The following is a 17,791-nucleotide window of genomic DNA, read 5'->3' as shown; positions in this document are numbered from 1 at the left end:
TGCGATGCAATATAAGCAAATTAATTTGCTTCATGGTCTAAAGCTAAACGAAAAAGAGCATTTACACTAATCACCAATGCGTGATAGTGAACATTTATTAGGTGAATAGTGAGTTTTATGATGCATAAATATTCAGCTATTGATTAATAAAGACCCATATAAATGATTATAGACAAAATAACTAGTCAATCGAGAATGCAAAAAATTTAGCTTAACAATTCATCAACTATTTTATTGGCTAGCATTTTGCAGCTCTTTGCTGAAGGGTGGTATCCATCTATCGCAAACAAGCTTTCATCCGCTTCAATATCCACCCTCATAAAGCTCACTTGATGAAATTTCTGGCAAAGCGCTTCACTAACCAAATTTAATTTTTTACTTCGGGAGCCAAGCACTTTGGCAAGTGGATTTGGTAAAAGAGGAAATTGCTCCATTGGAGGAATAGCCAATAAGAGTATTTTGCTGTTAGGGCTTTGAGTAATTAACTTTTGAAATAATTGACGCATGGTATATTGCCACTTATCAGCAGATGTAAACGCCGTAACATCATTAACACCAATTGAAATGACGATGTAATCAGCTTGCACATCTATATCATTTAGTTTCGCTGTTAAGTCTTTTAATTTATCTCCTGATTTCGCATATACATACCATGAGATATTATCAGTCGTTAATTTCATAAGTTTGTTTTTTAATGCGCCAACCAATGAGCTATTAATGTCTTCGACACCTACGCCTGCAGCCACAGAATCACCAATTACAGCGACGCAAGGAACGTCATCAATTTGGTGCATCCTTGTGCCTGCGGCTTCGGGTAGTTTTATAGCCCGCTGTTTTACTAATATCGCTTGAACAAACCATATCGGAAACGTAATGATATATTTAAGAGTTGTATACATGAATGAATCTCTTATTTTTACAATCTACTTATTTATAAGTTGGTATTTATTCAAAATTAGATTAATCCTGCCGTCAGCTTTTATTCTTTGAATTGCGTCATTAATACGAGGTAAGAGCCCTTTCATATCTGCTCTTAATCTGATGTGTAGTTTTCCAGCTGAATGATTTGGACCAAAACTAACGGGAATTCTTAATTTAGAAGACCAATAAATGGCGGGCAAATCCCCCATGATTGCATACTTAATTCTTTTTGAATAAAGCGCAAATATTAGTTCCCTTTCAGAGCTAAAATCAGCACGAATAAATTTGTCATCGTCATGGTAATAGTAGCCTCTTATTGTCCCTACTTCTTCTCCAAGAATAATTGATTTAGATGGTAACTCTTCAAAGGTGTTAGGCAAATAAATGATAAACTCTTGAATAGCAATAAGTGGTTTACTAAAAACATAGTTAGCTGACATCTCTTCTTTATTAAGCCAGCTAGGGCTGACTGTATCAAAGTCCAATATACCGTGTTGTAAGGCTAAATTAGTACGCTTAGGAGGCAATGTTACTTGACGACCTTCTATATTCGCTTCTTCAAGTATAAGTGGGATTAACTCACCTAAAATCCCTGGGGTTTCTTTGTTATCAATATAGTATGGGATCCAGCTACTGGAACCTGAAAGATCATATTTCAATACGAAAGATGTATCATTCGCCAAAGTCCTACAGGTAACTAAAACTAATAATAATGTGTAAATAACACGATTCATTTAACGACATGAACCCAATAACAAAGCAAACTTATCTTTAGTATGGTCGTTATTATTATGAATTAGAAAGAAAATACAAAAAATTTACAGAACTTTTATCAATTAGTTTAGGAATTCTCATCGGAATTAAGTGATGTAGAATAATACGCGCTAGTTCAGGGGATTGAGGCTACATCGACACGCCCTTACCAATGGCGGGTTTTAAATTCTTGAATTAAGGAAACTGTGAAGAGTTTATGTTTAAATGTTATTTGATTTTCACTATAAATATTATTTATGAAAGTTAACATTGCTAAATATACGTATCAAATCAGTATAACGTCTTATTAAACCAAAATTTAAACGAGTTAATACTTATAAATCAATATCAATTACATAAGAAATGATAAACTTCACATCATCATTATCTAAATCAGTATTTGATACTCCAAATGAAAAGCCATTTTTACTCAAACTGGCACCATATTCAACAAACGATTCCCCTGCATAAAAATCATCTGTACCTGCTCCTACATGCAAGGATAATCCAATACCCGACGCTACTGTGAAGTCTGCATCCAGAGAAATGTATGAATCGTCACCAAAATCGACACCTTCTGCATTGGCTAATACGGCATATCCAAATGTAATAGCACCATAAGCCACACTTGCATTTACTTCGGTAAAATCTACATCATTTAGACTATCTGGGTATGCATAATGTACAAAACCTACATCATAACTTAAATTTTTTATCACTCCTGTGTAACCACCATAAAAATCAAGTTCATAGGTCATTTCTTTATCCCAATCCGCATTAGAAACCCATGTACCTACATAAAACCCTGATTGACTTTCATAATCAATACCACCCGATATCGCAGAATCTCCGTTAGTCTGTTCTAGACCTCTCCACAAATAACTATTAGTAAAACCAACATTTGCATACAAACCATCAACGGCATAAACCGATGTTGGTATTGCAATTAGCGAAGATAATATTACCATTGACGACATATTGAGAAGCTTAAATTTATTCATGGTACACACCTTTATTTATTAGCTAGTTATTTGGTTTTAAATGCGGTTGATTCTTTTTCCAACTCGGTTGCTAAACGAGCTAGCTCTACACTTGATTCTGAAATATTATCAGTTGCATGACTTGTTTCAGTTACTCCTGAGTTTAACGTTTCAACGTTTTGTAGAATTTCTTCTACAACCACTGATTGTTCTTCAGCAGCAGTGGCTATTTGCGCACTTAGATCACTAATTTCATTTATATCACCTGCTATTATTTGATTAAGATCTCTAGCTTCTTTAGCATGTTCCTGTACAGAATTAGCTTGGGTTACGCTACTTGCCATAACTTCAACTGATGAATTAGCACCATCCATGATGGTATTGATCATATCGTCTATCTCTTTAGTTGAATCTTGCGTTCTTTGTGCAAGTTGACGAACTTCGTCGGCGACTACCGCAAAACCTCGACCTTGTTCACCAGCACGAGCCGCTTCAATCGCAGCATTTAGTGCTAATAAATTCGTTTGATCGGCAATACCTTTTATTACACCGAGAACATTAACAACTTGATCGAAATCTTTTCGTACTTGTTGAACACTTAACTCCGACTGCTGAATGTGTTCAGTCATTGATACGATTGAGTGATATGTTCCGTCTAACTTACTCGCACCATCATTTACTTTTTCTTTAATATTATTGACCGCAGATGATGTACTCGTCGTACTAGCGGCGACTTCATTAACGGTTGCCCCCATTTCCTGCATCGCCGCAGCGAGTTGCTCTGAAATCGCCTGTTGTTCGCTAACCGTAGTGCTTGTTTGCGTAGTTATTGCCGCAAGCTCTTCAGAAGTAGAAGCTTGTTGAATGGCTATCCCTGATATATTGCTAACCATTCGAGATAAGTTGGCTATCATTTTGCTAATAGCTCCCTGTAGTTGACCTACCTCATCATTAGATGATTGTTCAACTTCCATGGTTAAGTCGCCACGGGCTACTTTTTGTGCGACAACTGAAATGTCAATAATTGGGGTAGTAATTCGTTTAGCAACAAATAAACCTATTAACACCACCACAGCAATTATGGTCATCATTAAGATGACCATAAATAGCGTATTAGTGCGAATTGAGGCAAACGCTTCTGGCTCATCGATTTCCGATAATATCGCCCAATTAAAATGACCAAACTCTATATGATCAAAGGACGAAAGTACCGGGTTGCCATTATAATCAATGATAATATCGGTGCCTTTTTCTCCATTAAGAGCTCTTTTAGCAGCTTCAGTGTCGACGCCATTTTCTGTGATCGAACCCGCAAAGCTTGCTTTGACGTTATGACCTTTAGGATCAAGAAATGAATTGCTACGCATTCTCAAATCATTACCGACTAAATAGCTTTCCCCCGTTTTTCCCATGCCTTCCCTAATGCCCATAATTTTTTGTATACCCTCAAGTGGCAACTGCAAAGCAACATACATCATGGTTTGTCCATCAGAGTTTAGTAAAGGCTGTGCAATAAATGAGGCAGGATCACCGTTGCTAGGTTCGTAAGGAGCAAAATCAACAAAACCGTATTGCTTGCTTTGTTTAATGTCTGTAATTAAACGGCCCAAATTGGAAGTTGAATATTTACCCGTTAAAATATTTGTATTAAAATCAGCCTCTTTGGTTACTGTGTAAAATATATGACCGTTTGGTTCGATCAGAAATAAATCATAATAGCCATACTTTTCAATATAACTTTTATAAAAATCTTCATTATTAGCTGTTTTAGGGTTATATGCTTCAGAGACATCAATTTCGGAAATTATTGCCCAACGTACACCACTACCAATATCAATATAATCCCAACTACTCACTACAGGATTACCGTTATAATCCATAATGACATCGGTGTTTTTTATTCCATTCAATGCATTTTGCGCAGCCTGTGTTTGTACCTTATTTTCATTAGCGAAAGAGGCTATAACAGAATATTCTGTCGGGTTTAAGTAAGAGTCTGAGCGCATGAGTTTATCTTGACCAACAAGATATGACTCACCCGATATCCCCATTCCTTCCCTATCACCTAAAATGCTATTAATTCTATCCAATGGTTGCTGATAAGCAATGTAACCAATACGTTTTCCATTCACCTCTACTGGTTTAATTACGAATGCAGCAGGGTCGTTATTACTGGGGGCATAGGGAAGAAAGTCAGCAAATTTAGCTTCTACAGTCCCCGATTGCTTGGCTAAATTGAAAGCTTGATAGAGTGAACTGTCCGCTAAATCTTCAGGAATTTTTTTCCCTAAATCATTTTCTCGAGCGACAGAATAAACAATGGTACCTTTAGTACTAATGATAAAAAAATCGTACCAGCCAAAATACGACAACAACGGTTTATAATTTTTATCGTATTTATTAAGTGAGTTTTGCCATTGATTCTTATTTGAAAAATTATTAACTAATTCAGTGATAGCTTGGTGAGTACTTTCTTCTTTTGCAAGAATTTCCAATTGAACAGTATTGTTAATAAAATAATCACTAAGCTGAGATTTTTTAAGTTTGTTTATTGCCGATAACTTCATAAAAGCTTGTTGTTGCATGGTATCGGCAATATTGATAAGAACTCCCATGTCCCCTTGCCGTTCAGCAAAGTAGTTTTCAATGGCCTGCTTTTTAATTTGGTTAATCGCGGTAAGTTGGTTATAAACTTTCTCTGTTACATCTGTTGAGCTATTTATTGTAGAAATAACACTAGTAACTATTGCTGGAGTTAAACCTATCGCAATGAAAATCAGTATAAATTTTACTTTTAAACTTCGTAGATTCATCATAAAAATAACAACTTAAAGATTATTACAAAGTCATCCTTGAGCCACTAATTGTCCATAACAAACAATATATTTATGTTTTCCAACCTTTATAGTAGATTAAATTTACAAATAGCGCTGAATATTCCGAAAATTTAGAAGGGTAGTTTTTAGTTTTTTTACTAATCAAAACAGTATATTTTGCAAAATCAATTGTTAGAAATCTAATTTTTTAAAGTTGAATTGAGTATTCATTAGTTAGAAATCGATTTATTGCTTACGTTTATAAACGTAGGTTTTAAGAGTATGAAGTTATTGAAATTATCGAACTGATATGACAGTAATAAAATGGTACCCGGAGACGGACTTGAACCGTCACGCTTATTCAGCGAGGGATTTTAAATCCCTTGTGTCTACCAATTCCACCACCCGGGCATAAGGGAAGTTTTTTATACTAAGTATTGGATCACCTAGTTCTTTTAATAACTAAAAGGGAGATTGGAGCGGCTAACGAGACTCGAACTCGTGACATTCACGTTGGCAACGTGATGCTCTACCAGCTGAGCTACAGCCGCTTCATATGTTCAAAGATGAAATGGTACCCGGAGACGGACTTGAACCGTCACGCTTATTCAGCGAGGGATTTTAAATCCCTTGTGTCTACCAATTCCACCACCCGGGCAACGAATTGCCTAATTTTCATCTCGAACGAATAGTAAAATTTTGGAGCGGCTAACGAGACTCGAACTCGTGACATTCACGTTGGCAACGTGATGCTCTACCAGCTGAGCTACAGCCGCTTAAATTTTTCTTGCCTTAAAAATAAAGACTTTTACTGTTGAAATTGGAGCGGCTAACGAGACTCGAACTCGTGACATTCACGTTGGCAACGTGATGCTCTACCAGCTGAGCTACAGCCGCTTAAATTTTCAACACTGTAGACGCTAATCTACATTTCTTCTATACAACCAATGTATGTGAAATGGTACCCGGAGACGGACTTGAACCGTCACGCTTATTCAGCGAGGGATTTTAAATCCCTTGTGTCTACCAATTCCACCACCCGGGCATTGTGGAGGCGGGTCCCGGAGTCGAACCGAGGTCCACGGATTTGCAATCCGCTGCATAGCCACTCTGCCAACCCGCCATATTTCACTACAACTGGATAGTATTTCCTTAGATCATCTTTCAAACCTTACGATAAGAAAGAAATTGGAGCGGCTAACGAGACTCGAACTCGTGACATTCACGTTGGCAACGTGATGCTCTACCAACTGAGCTACAGCCGCTTTACTGGTTGACTCCCTGTCAACTGGAAACGCATTCTACATTGAATTTAAAACGAGTCAACCATTAAATATCAAATTTATTTCAACTGATTAAAAAGCGTCTAAAATGATGATTTTTTAACTATAAGTGACTAAAAACAACCAATAACTAACTGCTTTTTAGCTCCGGCCATGCTGCTTTAAAGTAAGACATCATTGACCAAACGGTTAAAATTGTAGCAACAAAGTAAAAACCGTATGCTGCAAACATTAAAATTTCCCAAGGGAAGTTAAAAATGATTAGGGGAATATCATAATCAGGCTGCCAAATTAAACCCATAATCCCCAACATTTGTGCTGCCGTTTTATATTTACCCATTGTTGAAACTGCAATAACGTCCCTTTTGCCACGAGAAGACATAAATTCGCGTAAGGCACTAATAAATATTTCTCGAGCGATCATAATCATTGCTGGTATGGATATATACCAAACTCCATAATCATCGGCTAACATAATTAAAGCTGCTGCGACCATTAATTTGTCAGCAACGGGATCTATGAACGCCCCAAATGCTGAAGATTGATTTAGCTTACGCGCAAGATAGCCATCTAGCGCATCACTAATAGCTGCTAGCCAAAAGATAGCGAAAGCACCAAAATTATTCCACGAAATAGGTAAATAAAAAACAATGATAAAAATAGGTATTAGAATGATTCTAAATAAGGTGATCTGGTTTGGAATGGTCCACATAGTACTTCACAAGTTGTTTCTGCTTAATTACAGAGAGCTATTTCACACTTTTTTTATATATGACTAAAAAAAGTATACTGCTTTTTAACGTTGAAACTATTCTACACGGGTTGCACTTTAGTTGTCATGTAATGCATCGTAAATAATCTGTGCAAGGGAGTCACTAATACCAGGAACCTTTGTTAGTGTCCCTATATCTGCCTGTTTAACTTCTTGCATCCCGCCTAAATACTTTAATAACGCTTGTCTTTTCTTTGCACCAATACCAGGAATAGATTCTAGCGTTGACGTTTTGGCGACTTTTTGCCGCTTTGCTCTATGTCCTGCTATGGCAAATCGGTGAGATTCATCCCTAATATGTTGAACCAGATGTAACGCAGGAGATGTAGCGGGAAGTGAGATAAGTTGATGGCTGCCTGCTAAAATTAGCGTTTCCAAACCTGGCTTTCTAGACTCCCCTTTTGCAACCCCAACAAGCAGCGGTATTTTTTCTAAGTCCAATTCTGCAAAAAAATGTTCCGCTTTAGCAAGTTGCCCTTTTCCACCATCAATAAACACGATATCAGGTAACACACTTTCGTTAGTTGATTTGCCATAGCGTTTATTTAATGCAAAAGCCATTGCGGCATAGTCATCGCCCGGTGTGATACCGGTCACATTGTAGCGGCGGTATTCACTTTTCAAAGGGCCATTGGGGTCAAACACTACACATGAAGCAACTGTTTGTTGTCCCATTGTATGACTGATGTCGAAACACTCTAACCTTGAAATCTCTTGATCAAGTTCAAACACTGCATTGAGTTGTGTAAAACGAGAAAGCATAGACTCTTTATGGCTGTTTTTAGCTGCTAAGGCATGTTCAGCATTAGTCATAGCTAGTTTTAAGTATTGACCTCGCTCCGTTCTAACTTTACCCGAAATTTTCACTTCATAACTGGCACGAGCAGTGAGTAACCCTTCTAAATCTTTTTGATGTTCTAAGGTTTGTCCAACCACAATTTCTTTGGGTATTAATCCGTGAAATGCTTCATTGACTAAATAATGTTGTCCAATGAATGCTGAAATTATCTCTTGTTCAGTATTGTCGGCTTGAATGGAAGGAAAAAAGCTTTTGCTGCCGAGTACTTTATGATCACGAATAAAAAGCAAATGGACACAAACTTGAGCTTTATGTTTATATAAACCAACAACGTCTAATTCTGAAGCAATACCACTTACAAACTGTTGCTGTTGCACTTTCCGTAATGTTGCAATTTGATCTCTATATTTAGCTGCACTTTCAAAATTTAACGAACTGCTCGCCACTTCCATCTTCTCAACCAATGTATCAACAACAGTTGAACTTTTCCCTCTAAGAAACAATTTAGCTAAACTTACCTGTTCCTTATATTGCGTTTCAGTAATTCGATCAACACATGGTGCTGAGCAACGACCTAACTGATGTTGTAAACACGGACGGGTTCTAGCTCGATAGTATGAATCTTCACATTGTCTGACAGGAAAAAGCTTTTGCATTAAGCGTAGTGATTCCCAAACAGCACCAACTGTAGGGAAAGGGCCAAAATACTCTCCCTTAATCCGTTTGACTCCGCGATGCAGCGCTAATCGAGGATGTTTATGATCGGTCACTAACAAATAAGGATAAGACTTATCATCCCTTAAAAGAATGTTGTATTTCGGCTGATATTTTTTGATGTAGTTATTTTCAAGAATTAACGCTTCACCTTCAGTGTGCGTTATTGTTACATCAATAGCAGTGATTTGTTTGACTAACGACTTAGTTTTAGTGCTTGATACGTTTTTTTGGAAATAACTGGACAGTCTATTCTTAAGGTTTTTAGCCTTACCTACATAAATAACCGTTTGCTCTGCATTGTACATCCGATAAACCCCTGGTTTATCGGTAACTGCAGCTAAAAAGGCTTTGTGATCAAATGTAGGTTTTGATGTATTTTCAGTATCTGTATTCAACGTTAGAGTTTTTCGGTTTTTAACATTCCGTGGCGTATAGCCAAATGTGTTAGCTCAACATCGTTACTTACTTTCAATTTATCAAACATTCTATAGCGATAACTGTTTATTGTTTTAGTGCTTAATACTAATTGCTCAGAAATGTCGGGCACTTTTTCTCCCCTAGTGATCATCAGCATAATTTGCAACTCACGTTCAGACAGTGAATTGAACGGATTCTCTTCAGCTGACTTAAATTGATTAAGTGCCATTTGTTGAGCAATTTCAGGTGTAATATAGCGTTGACCACTGTTAACAGCTCTTATTGCATTAACCATTTCATCAGGACCAGTGCCTTTAGTTAAATAACCCGCTGCGCCAATTTGCATCACTTTTGTCGGGAATGGATCTTCACTATGAACAGTGAGCACAATGACTTTTACATCAGGTGCATATCGAATAATTTTCTTAGTTGCTTCCAAGCCACCAATACCCGGCATATTCATGTCCATTAAAACGACATCAGGCTCTTCTTTTCGACAAAATTGAACAGCTTCCTCACCCGTTTCCGCTTCACCAACAACTTTGATCCCTTTAATATCATCCAGTATCTTACGGATTCCGGTACGGACCAGTTCATGATCATCAACGAGCAAAACATTAATCAATGGAAAATACCTTCTACTTTTTCAATTTAGTTTTTTAGAAACTACGAAATAATTCTTATAATCCAACTGAATATATAGTGAAATGTGGCTTAACTCAACGAAAACTCGACCAAGTGTTTTATATTTCAGCTAATGAATTGATTTTATAAGTCGTTTTTTGTCAGCCAATTATTTAACAAACCGATTTGGCCGTTTTTATAAGCGGCATATGTTAGACGAACGGCATTGCTTAATATGGTCGAGTCAGACCAATTCGTTTGCTCCGCTATCAATTTATAGCACTCTAACGCCTCTGGTGACAGGTAGCCACGCATTTCTTTCTTACCAATGTCTTTTTGTCTTTCACGGTAACGTTTTTGCTTTTCCGCGTTAGTTAATGCTTTCTTTTTCTCTGTCATGTTTCAAACCTTAATATTATTCATCCACAATGGTTACGCATAACTAAAATAAATGCAACTTTTTAACTGTTCGGAGTTGTTTAGCGTACAAGTGTTCGCTAAAGTAGCGCTTTGATTTTACACAAGCAATTTAAAGACTATTTATGGAACAGAAAAACGCATTCTCAAAAGAAGACTTAGTGCTGGCGGGTACAACTGATTACTTTGGCGAAGGAAATAGTAAGTTACCTAAAGACAACATGTTAATGATGGACCGTATTAACCTAATCACCGAAGAAGGCGGCGAGTTCGGTAAAGGCGAGATAATTGCTGAATTAGATATCACACCTGATTTATGGTTCTTTGATTGTCACTTTAAAGGTGACCCAGTAATGCCTGGCTGTTTAGGCTTAGATGCTATGTGGCAATTAGTTGGGTTTTATTTAGCATGGGCCGGTGGTCCAGGTCGTGGCCGTGCCTTAGGTGTAGGTGAAGTTAAATTCACAGGTCAAATTTTACCAACGGCGAAAAAAGTTACCTATAACATTCAATTAAAGCGTGTAATTAAACGCAAGTTATTTATGGGGATCGCTGATGGTACCGTGTCAGTAGACGGTAAAGTGATTTACACAGCTAAAGATCTAAAAGTTGGTTTATTCGAAGATACAACTAAATTCTAAAGAAAATAGTCGTTTAAATGCTAAAGCCCAGTATTGCTGGGCTTTTTTATGAATGAAAAAATTACTTGTAAAGGCCTTGTTGCCGATCCGAAATTGCCTCCCGCCAACCGCCTAGCCACTCCGATTTAATTTCTGTAGTTTGATACGGACATGTTTCTTTTGATTTTCCTGCTACGCCAGCTTGATATCCCCTTGAATAAGCTCTGTCTTGACGATCTCTTTTCTGTCTTTTCATCATCAATAATATCTCCTTTGTATTTAGTCACCACTTTAACGAATAGCTAAGGAATCAAAATAATTCAATGTGATGATCGGGCATTTTTATTAAGATGCTGAATTGAATTGACTTTTAATTTGATCTTTTTTATTGGTATGAACAAATAAAAAAGGCGCCTTAAGCGCCTTTTAATATAACGTCTACAATAAAGACTAAGCTTTGCGTCTAAAGCCAAAGCTGATTAATAAACCTAATAAGCCCCAACCCAAAGCGCCACCTTTGCGTTCAACTTTATCTTCAACCTTAGAACAGTCTTCGACTTCACCTGGGATAGGCTTTAAGGTAACTGCACGAACAACATCTTCAACCAGCTGTTCACCGTCTTCACCTAACATTAATTCGCCTTTCGAATCTCTTCTAGGCGCTTTCACGATAGCTGTGGCTGAAATTTCATTTAATTCGTTAATATCACGTGCTTCAATAATGGTGTAATCTGAATTACAGCTTAAAAACGAATTCAAGTCAGTAAACTTATCTTCGGCAATGTCATATAAAAAAGCATGGGTACGGCGTGGGTTTGATGCACTATCATTATGAGTTTCAACTTCCCCCTCACCTACAATAAAGCCATTTTCGTTTATCGCACGTGCTGTACTTGACGAGCCCTCAAAGAAATCATTTGGTGAAACAAAGGCCATTTCTGATGCTGGAGCATTAGTATCAACATAATAGAACTTTGTACGTAAATTGCCGTTAATATAAGTATTTACATGGCCTACAGCGATACCACTATCATTTATATCGTACGCACGTGAGTCAAAATGCTCGTTGTGATCAGGTGTAAAGCTAATCACTTCTCCATCTTTAAATACTACGGCATAAAATGAACGAGCTTCATTGTCACTTGGCGTCGTTTCTTTTTCATCTATCCAACCGTGTGAGAAGCCTACTGCAACGCCATGTGAATTCACCGATTGAGCATAACTCTGGAAAATTCGATCATCATTTTCATGAGGTGTCACTAACAAACCGAGTTCTTTCTCATCGAGAAGCTGACCATCATCACTAAAGTTCCATTGATAGGCCATTAAGTGGTAAAGATTGTTCGCCTGGTTTTGAACACAGGCATTAAATGGTAAATCTTCAAGTACATCAGGATCAGAACACCCACCAGTGGTATCCAAAATGTAATCTTCCACTAAATCAGTATTAAGCTTGTTACTGACATAACCTACAGCGGTACGATTAGTTGCATCTAAAAAAGCTGAACGCCCGCCAGCAAAACTTGCTTCAGGTGGTACGAGTTCGAATATTGTTTGTCCCATATCAGGTGAAACATAACCACGTTCTTGGAAGTCTCGGATCCAATGAGTTACTTCATCACCATCACTTTCAGTAAAAGGCTCAGGGAAATAAGGTGCTGAGCCTGTTCCGTATACCCACCCTTCATTGGTAATACCTGCAATACTGTCCTTAGTTGATCGCGTTAACGTGTCAGTGCCTTCAAATGGCTTATCGTAAACAACAAATTCAGTACTCTGGCTGCCGTCATTTACCATGGAAACTTGATCACCTACTTTCTGATATAAGCTGCTTCCATTTGCTTCAAGAAAACGAATTGCCCAAGACAAATCGTTCGCTGTAGGGTTGCCCGCTTTTAACGCTTCGAAGTCTTCTAAATCTTCTAACTCATGAACCAGTTCATGTTGCCTGTCTGCAAGTGATTCAATATCATCAAAATCATCATCATCTAGATATTGAAATTGAACCGGAAAATTGTACACATCTGTACCTGATATCGCCGCATCTCCGGATTCATTCGCAGTATGTGAATAGGTGTACTTAAGTGAGTCAACATCCCCTTTGTCGAAAACTTCATACGTGGCAGCATTTGCTATGGTAATTGTACATGCACTAGCAACACTCAGGGCAACCAATGACTTAAACATCTTATTCATGTATTTCTTAATCTCACTTATTGTTTAGCATCTAACTCTTGCCACCTTTCATAGGCAGCCTCGAGCTTTGACTCACTTTCAGTTAGCTGGTTCAATATTTTTGTCGTTGCTTCATTTTCTTGCGAAAAGAAGTTTGGATCATTCACTTGTTCTTGTAGTGAAGCAATTAAAGATTCCAGATTATCTATTTCATTTGGCAAAGACTCAAGCTCTCTGTTCTCTTTATAAGATAATTTTTTCTTTACCTGTTGTTTAGTTGCTACTTTAACAGCCTTATCTTCAACAGTAGGCGCGTATTTTTTTTCTAACGCTTGAGCTTGTTTTGCTTTATATTCTAGGTGTTGGTCTACATCATCATAACCACCAACAATTTGTTCTATACTGCCACTACCGTCGAAATACAAACAGGTATTAACACAATTATTAACAAAATCCCGATCATGGCTCACTAAAATGACCGTGCCATTATAATTGGCAACAACTTCTTCTAAAAGTTCAAGTGTTTCTATATCTAGGTCGTTAGTTGGCTCATCGAGAATCAATAGATTACTTGGTCGTAAAAACAAACGTGCCAGTAATAATCTGTTCTTCTCTCCTCCGGAAAGCGCTCGAACAGGCGTTCTAGCACGTTTTGGACTAAATAGAAAATCTTGTAAGTAACCTAAGACATGCCGAGAGCGACCATTAATCATCACTTCTTGCTTACCGTCTGCAACGGTGTCTTGCACTGTTTTCATCGGGTCAAGTTGTTCACGATGCTGATCAAAGTAGGCGATATCCAAATTAACACCAACTCGCATTTTTCCAGAGCTTGGCTGAATTTGTTCCATCAGCAGCTTAATCAACGTTGATTTACCTGTTCCGTTAGCTCCAATAAGCGCTAAACGATCGCCTCGGCTAATCAACAAATCCAACTGTTTAATAACATGCTTGTCACCAAATGACATAGACAAGTTTTCAGACTCAAACACTAATTTACCTGAACGCTCACCACTGGAGATTTGCATATCTCCTTGAGAGCGAAGCTCTCTACGTTGCTGACGCTCAACCCTGAGCTTCTCTAATGCTCTTACGCGGCCTTCATTACGTGTACGCCTCGCTTTAATACCTTGTCTGATCCACACTTCTTCATCTGCTAAGCGTTTATCAAACAACGCATTCTGCTGTGCTTCAACTTGTAAATCATGTTGTTTTTGCTCTACATAAGTATCGTAGTTACCAGGGTAACTAGTGAGATTGCCACGATCTAAATCAACAATACGTGTCGCTAAAGAGCGAATGAATGCCCTGTCGTGACTAATAAATACAATAGTACCGGTAAAGTCTTTTAAAAAGTTCTCTAACCACAGAACACTTTTAATATCTAAGTGGTTAGTGGGCTCATCAAGCAACAATACATCAGGGTTTGTAACTAACGCTTGTGCAAGCGCTAGTTTTCGAAGCCAACCTCCGGATAAATCACTGACTTTTTGATTAGCGTCGAGCGATAAAATAGACATTACTTGCTCTATTCGCTGTTCATCTTGCCATGCATTGGCTTGTTCAAGTTGTAATTGAACTGATGATAGTTTTTCTAAATTGTTCTCTGAAGGTTCAGTGGCGACAAGGTTAACTAAGTCGTGGTATTTTTGGATAAGCGTGGCGTTTTCTTTTAAACCTGATGATACATAATCAAAAATACTCAGCTCACAAGACTCTGGTGGATCTTGCGCTAACATTGCTATTTTAATGTTATTTAAATTGATGATCTGACCATCGTCGAGTTGACTTTCGCCGCTTATCACTTTAAGTAATGAAGACTTACCGGCGCCGTTACGCCCCACTAAACAAACTCTTTCACCTTTGTTAATACGGACATCGGCGTCATCTAGTATTTTATCTTCACCAAAAGCGAGTTCGGCATTAGTAATTCTGATTAATTCCATCTTAGGTTTTATTTCTCTTCAATAAATTTACATAGCGTGGCTAAATCAAAAGGCCAGAACAGCTCTTTGCCATCAAAGTCACGCTGTAGGACAGGAATATGCTGGCCATATTGTTCAACCAGATCATTATGCTCAACAATATCAACTACGGTTAACAGTATTTGACTAGGTACTTGATGGCAAAGCGCAAGCGCGTCTTCGCACAAGTGGCACCCTTCACTGCTATATAAAATAAATGCGTTTAACATCTCTATATAAGTTCCTGCATTAACTGAGTGTCACTCGTGATCACTTAATTCTTTTCAAAGACCAACTATTATGAATGTGCTTATTTCGAGCAAAATCTTTGTCACGCGTTTTTTCTGTTAAACTCTCGACTTTAAGACCAATTGCTTGCAGCGCATCTGTATCTATTTTGAAGTTGCGCTTGTTATTAGTAAAAACAATCTCACCGTTATCTGCTAATACATTGAGCGCATCTGTCAACATAGCAACGTGATCACGTTGTACGTCAAACGTATCTTCCATGCGTTTAGAGTTTGAAAACGTTGGAGGATCAATAAACACAACATCGTACTTTTCGCTTTGCTCTTTAAGCCATTGTAAGCAGTTTGCTTGTATAAACTGATATTTATGTCCCACCAGTTTGTTAAGTGCAAAATTCTCTTCAGCCCATTGCAAGTAGGTTTTTGACATATCAACCGTTGTCACTTGCGAAGCACCATGTAAAGCAGCTTGCACAGAAACGGAGCCCGTGTAGGCAAATAAATTCAACAGTGATTTATGTTTTGACTTTTTAGCGACCATTTGACGTGTTTTGCGATGATCTAAGAACAAACCCGTATCGAGATAATCCCAAAGGTTAACTTTTAGCTTTGCGCCATACTCATTGACGACAAGGCTTTGATTTTTCTTATCTACACGCTGATACTGACTAGCACCCTTTTGTTTTGCTCGTGTTTTTAATACCACTTTGCTGGTATCAACACCAGTGATTTTAGGAGCCCAAAATATTACTTCTTGTAGGCGTTTAGCGGCTTTTTCAGGCTCGATATTTTTAGGTGGAGCGTACTCATGGATCACTAAATAATCGCCATATAAATCGACCGCAACATTAAACTCTGGAATGTCGGCGTCGTAACAACGGTAGCACTCGATACCTTCCGATTTAACCCAACCTTTAAGCGTTTTAATGTTTTTCTTTAAGCGATTAGCAAAATCAGAATTTTGATCACTTAAATCAATATTTCCAGTTACCGCGTCTCGCTCAACCTGTTTTTCATTCATATGATACAAAGCAAACTGACAATCCAACGGCCCGTTTTTAAACTTATATCGTTTTGTCGTCGCCAACTTTAGCATCGCCAACAATTCTTTATTCGCCGTAAGTATTGCAACTTGCCATTGCTGATATTGTTGTTTGAGTTTTTGCCCAAGCATGGCAAAGCTCTCTACAAGCTCAGGTAGTTCACCAATACGCTCACCGTAAGGAGGGTTAAACAGCAGAACTCCAGGTGTTGAAAAAACATTATCGACTCTGTTTACGTCTTTCACACTAAATTCTATGTTGGCAGAAAAGCCAGCATTTCTGGCATTTTGTTTTGCGGTATTTAGCACTCTGCTATCTAGATCGCTACCGTAAACTTTGCCCGTATAATTGTCTAAACCTTTTTCTGAAGCTTCTTGTGCTTCAATGACTTTTGATTGCCATAAGGCTTCATCATGATCAAGCCAGTTATCAAAACCCCACACAGTACGAGCAAGTCCTGGCGCCTGTTTCGCCGCCATAGACACAGCTTCGATAACAACCGTGCCTGAACCGCACATAGGATCCACAAGAGGCTTACTTGTATCTTCTAGCCAACCAGAGCGTTTTACCATCGCTGCTGCTAGGTTCTCTTTAAGTGGTGCAGCACCGGTATGCTCTCGGTATCCACGCTGAAATAAACTACGACCAGAAAAATCAAGATATATAGCGATGTTATCTTTTAATAGACGGGCTTGAAATCGAACGTCTGGTTGATTTTTGTCAACTGATGGCCTTTCATCATTTAATGCCATGAAATGATCAACCACAGCATCTTTAACCGTTAACGCACCAAATTGCGTGTTACGTATGTCTTCGCTTTTACCTACAAAATCAATAGCAAACGTATGCTCAGGAGCAAAAATACCAGACCAATTTACCGCATTGGCACTTTCGATCAATTTATCTTTCGAGCTGGCATCGCCTTCTCCAATTCTCAGAAGGATTCGTGTTGCAAATCGAGTCCATAAACAAATGTGATAACCTGTCGCAAGATCACCATCAAAATACACGCCCTCAGGCTTTTGCACTACATTAGTAGCACCTAATGTTTTAACTTCATCTGCAAGGAGTACTTCAATACCTGGAGAGGTTAAAGCTAAATAACGAAACATGGCGAATTTCCACAAGAAATAATGGCGGCGATTATACTTAAACCTTAAGTGTTTGTCTCAATGTTCGGCAAAAATTAGAACTTATCTACGTTTAATTAACATAATGAAATATAAACTGAATGTGACTTAC

The 17,791-nt window shown here is 38.1% G+C and carries 14 protein-coding genes and 8 tRNA genes; 1 reads left to right on the top strand and 21 read right to left on the bottom strand.

All coding sequences use genetic code 11. The features are described 5' to 3' along the window. Nucleotides 1–206 precede the first annotated feature (206 nt). The 16 genes from QUE03_RS09720 to QUE03_RS09645 all read right to left on the bottom strand — a co-directional run bounded on the left by QUE03_RS09720 (nucleotide 207) and on the right by QUE03_RS09645 (nucleotide 10,481). On the bottom strand, nucleotides 207–899 hold the full coding sequence (locus QUE03_RS09720) for an SGNH/GDSL hydrolase family protein (RefSeq protein WP_286267517.1): 693 nt from the start codon (nucleotides 897–899) through the stop codon (nucleotides 207–209). Between the two features lie 24 nt (nucleotides 900–923). Beyond that, the gene (locus QUE03_RS09715; protein WP_286267515.1) at nucleotides 924–1,655 is read right to left on the bottom strand and encodes a substrate-binding periplasmic protein; all 732 of its coding nucleotides are present in this window, start codon (nucleotides 1,653–1,655) and stop codon (nucleotides 924–926) included. 354 nt (nucleotides 1,656–2,009) lie between these two features. After that, nucleotides 2,010–2,675: a TorF family putative porin gene (locus QUE03_RS09710; RefSeq protein ID WP_286267514.1), complete on the bottom strand. Its 666-nt coding sequence runs from the start codon at nucleotides 2,673–2,675 to the stop codon at nucleotides 2,010–2,012. Between the two features lie 26 nt (nucleotides 2,676–2,701). Continuing rightward, the gene (locus tag QUE03_RS09705) at nucleotides 2,702–5,470 is read right to left on the bottom strand and encodes a methyl-accepting chemotaxis protein (protein ID WP_286267511.1); all 2,769 of its coding nucleotides are present in this window, start codon (nucleotides 5,468–5,470) and stop codon (nucleotides 2,702–2,704) included. Nucleotides 5,471–5,795: 325 nt separating this feature from the next. Then, nucleotides 5,796–5,881 (bottom strand) — tRNA-Leu (locus QUE03_RS09700). A gap of 64 nt (nucleotides 5,882–5,945) precedes the next feature. After that, nucleotides 5,946–6,021 (bottom strand) — tRNA-Gly (locus QUE03_RS09695). A 21-nt stretch (nucleotides 6,022–6,042) separates the two neighbouring features. Next, nucleotides 6,043–6,128, bottom strand: a tRNA-Leu gene (locus tag QUE03_RS09690). A gap of 42 nt (nucleotides 6,129–6,170) precedes the next feature. Continuing rightward, nucleotides 6,171–6,246 (bottom strand) — tRNA-Gly (locus QUE03_RS09685). Between the two features lie 45 nt (nucleotides 6,247–6,291). Beyond that, nucleotides 6,292–6,367: transfer RNA gene (locus QUE03_RS09680), tRNA-Gly, on the bottom strand. 62 nt (nucleotides 6,368–6,429) lie between these two features. After that, nucleotides 6,430–6,515 (bottom strand) — tRNA-Leu (locus QUE03_RS09675). Nucleotides 6,516–6,519: 4 nt separating this feature from the next. Then, a tRNA-Cys gene (locus tag QUE03_RS09670) sits at nucleotides 6,520–6,593 on the bottom strand. A gap of 66 nt (nucleotides 6,594–6,659) precedes the next feature. After that, nucleotides 6,660–6,735: transfer RNA gene (locus QUE03_RS09665), tRNA-Gly, on the bottom strand. Nucleotides 6,736–6,883: 148 nt separating this feature from the next. Further along, nucleotides 6,884–7,465, bottom strand: coding sequence for a CDP-diacylglycerol--glycerol-3-phosphate 3-phosphatidyltransferase (gene pgsA / locus QUE03_RS09660; RefSeq protein WP_286267508.1), 582 nt, complete (start codon nucleotides 7,463–7,465; stop codon nucleotides 6,884–6,886). Nucleotides 7,466–7,582: 117 nt separating this feature from the next. Next, nucleotides 7,583–9,436, bottom strand: coding sequence for an excinuclease ABC subunit UvrC (uvrC, locus tag QUE03_RS09655; RefSeq protein WP_286267506.1), 1,854 nt, complete (start codon nucleotides 9,434–9,436; stop codon nucleotides 7,583–7,585). Nucleotides 9,437–9,438: 2 nt separating this feature from the next. Further along, the gene (gene uvrY, locus QUE03_RS09650; RefSeq protein WP_286267505.1) at nucleotides 9,439–10,083 is read right to left on the bottom strand and encodes a UvrY/SirA/GacA family response regulator transcription factor; all 645 of its coding nucleotides are present in this window, start codon (nucleotides 10,081–10,083) and stop codon (nucleotides 9,439–9,441) included. Between the two features lie 143 nt (nucleotides 10,084–10,226). Continuing rightward, a complete protein-coding gene (locus tag QUE03_RS09645; protein WP_286267503.1) occupies nucleotides 10,227–10,481 on the bottom strand; it encodes a hypothetical protein in 255 nt (84 codons plus the stop codon). A gap of 143 nt (nucleotides 10,482–10,624) precedes the next feature. Between QUE03_RS09645 and fabA the strand changes: the two genes are divergently transcribed. Then, on the top strand, nucleotides 10,625–11,140 hold the full coding sequence (fabA, locus tag QUE03_RS09640; RefSeq protein ID WP_286267501.1) for a bifunctional 3-hydroxydecanoyl-ACP dehydratase/trans-2-decenoyl-ACP isomerase: 516 nt from the start codon (nucleotides 10,625–10,627) through the stop codon (nucleotides 11,138–11,140). Between the two features lie 61 nt (nucleotides 11,141–11,201). Here fabA and rmf read toward each other — a convergent pair whose 3' ends face one another. The 5 genes from rmf to rlmKL form a co-directional block, all read right to left on the bottom strand. After that, the gene (gene rmf, locus QUE03_RS09635; RefSeq protein WP_286267809.1) at nucleotides 11,202–11,375 is read right to left on the bottom strand and encodes a ribosome modulation factor; all 174 of its coding nucleotides are present in this window, start codon (nucleotides 11,373–11,375) and stop codon (nucleotides 11,202–11,204) included. A 194-nt stretch (nucleotides 11,376–11,569) separates the two neighbouring features. After that, the gene (locus QUE03_RS09630) at nucleotides 11,570–13,315 is read right to left on the bottom strand and encodes a DUF3466 family protein (RefSeq protein ID WP_286267499.1); all 1,746 of its coding nucleotides are present in this window, start codon (nucleotides 13,313–13,315) and stop codon (nucleotides 11,570–11,572) included. A 17-nt stretch (nucleotides 13,316–13,332) separates the two neighbouring features. After that, a complete protein-coding gene (gene uup / locus QUE03_RS09625; RefSeq protein ID WP_286267497.1) occupies nucleotides 13,333–15,240 on the bottom strand; it encodes an ATP-binding cassette ATPase Uup in 1,908 nt (635 codons plus the stop codon). A gap of 8 nt (nucleotides 15,241–15,248) precedes the next feature. After that, nucleotides 15,249–15,488 (bottom strand): glutaredoxin family protein, encoded by a 240-nt coding sequence (locus QUE03_RS09620; RefSeq protein WP_286267495.1) that lies wholly within the window; start codon nucleotides 15,486–15,488, stop codon nucleotides 15,249–15,251. 40 nt (nucleotides 15,489–15,528) lie between these two features. Then, nucleotides 15,529–17,661, bottom strand: a complete 2,133-nt coding sequence (rlmKL, locus tag QUE03_RS09615; RefSeq protein WP_286267493.1) for a bifunctional 23S rRNA (guanine(2069)-N(7))-methyltransferase RlmK/23S rRNA (guanine(2445)-N(2))-methyltransferase RlmL — start codon at nucleotides 17,659–17,661, stop codon at nucleotides 15,529–15,531. Nucleotides 17,662–17,791 lie beyond the last annotated feature (130 nt).

Origin of the sequence: Thalassotalea atypica (genome assembly GCF_030295975.1) — a bacterium.
In the GTDB taxonomy this organism is placed as follows: domain Bacteria; phylum Pseudomonadota; class Gammaproteobacteria; order Enterobacterales; family Alteromonadaceae; genus Thalassotalea_F; species Thalassotalea_F atypica.
Note: the sequence above shows the minus strand (reverse complement) of the source record. Positions and strands in the feature narration are given on the sequence as shown.

Bases quoted from the DNA above. Each gene is read 5' to 3' on its own strand.
- QUE03_RS09720 (WP_286267517.1), bottom strand. From the start codon at position 899: ATGTATACAACTCTTAAATATATCATTACGTTTCCGATATGGTTTGTT.
- QUE03_RS09715 (WP_286267515.1), bottom strand. From the start codon at position 1,655: ATGAATCGTGTTATTTACACATTATTATTAGTTTTAGTTACCTGTAGG.
- QUE03_RS09710 (WP_286267514.1), bottom strand. From the start codon at position 2,675: ATGAATAAATTTAAGCTTCTCAATATGTCGTCAATGGTAATATTATCT.
- QUE03_RS09705 (WP_286267511.1), bottom strand. From the start codon at position 5,470: ATGATGAATCTACGAAGTTTAAAAGTAAAATTTATACTGATTTTCATT.
- pgsA (WP_286267508.1), bottom strand. From the start codon at position 7,465: ATGTGGACCATTCCAAACCAGATCACCTTATTTAGAATCATTCTAATA.
- QUE03_RS09645 (WP_286267503.1), bottom strand. From the start codon at position 10,481: ATGACAGAGAAAAAGAAAGCATTAACTAACGCGGAAAAGCAAAAACGT.
- fabA (WP_286267501.1), top strand. From the start codon at position 10,625: ATGGAACAGAAAAACGCATTCTCAAAAGAAGACTTAGTGCTGGCGGGT.
- rmf (WP_286267809.1), bottom strand. From the start codon at position 11,375: ATGAAAAGACAGAAAAGAGATCGTCAAGACAGAGCTTATTCAAGGGGA.
- QUE03_RS09630 (WP_286267499.1), bottom strand. From the start codon at position 13,315: ATGAATAAGATGTTTAAGTCATTGGTTGCCCTGAGTGTTGCTAGTGCA.
- uup (WP_286267497.1), bottom strand. From the start codon at position 15,240: ATGGAATTAATCAGAATTACTAATGCCGAACTCGCTTTTGGTGAAGAT.
- QUE03_RS09620 (WP_286267495.1), bottom strand. From the start codon at position 15,488: ATGTTAAACGCATTTATTTTATATAGCAGTGAAGGGTGCCACTTGTGC.
- rlmKL (WP_286267493.1), bottom strand. From the start codon at position 17,661: ATGTTTCGTTATTTAGCTTTAACCTCTCCAGGTATTGAAGTACTCCTT.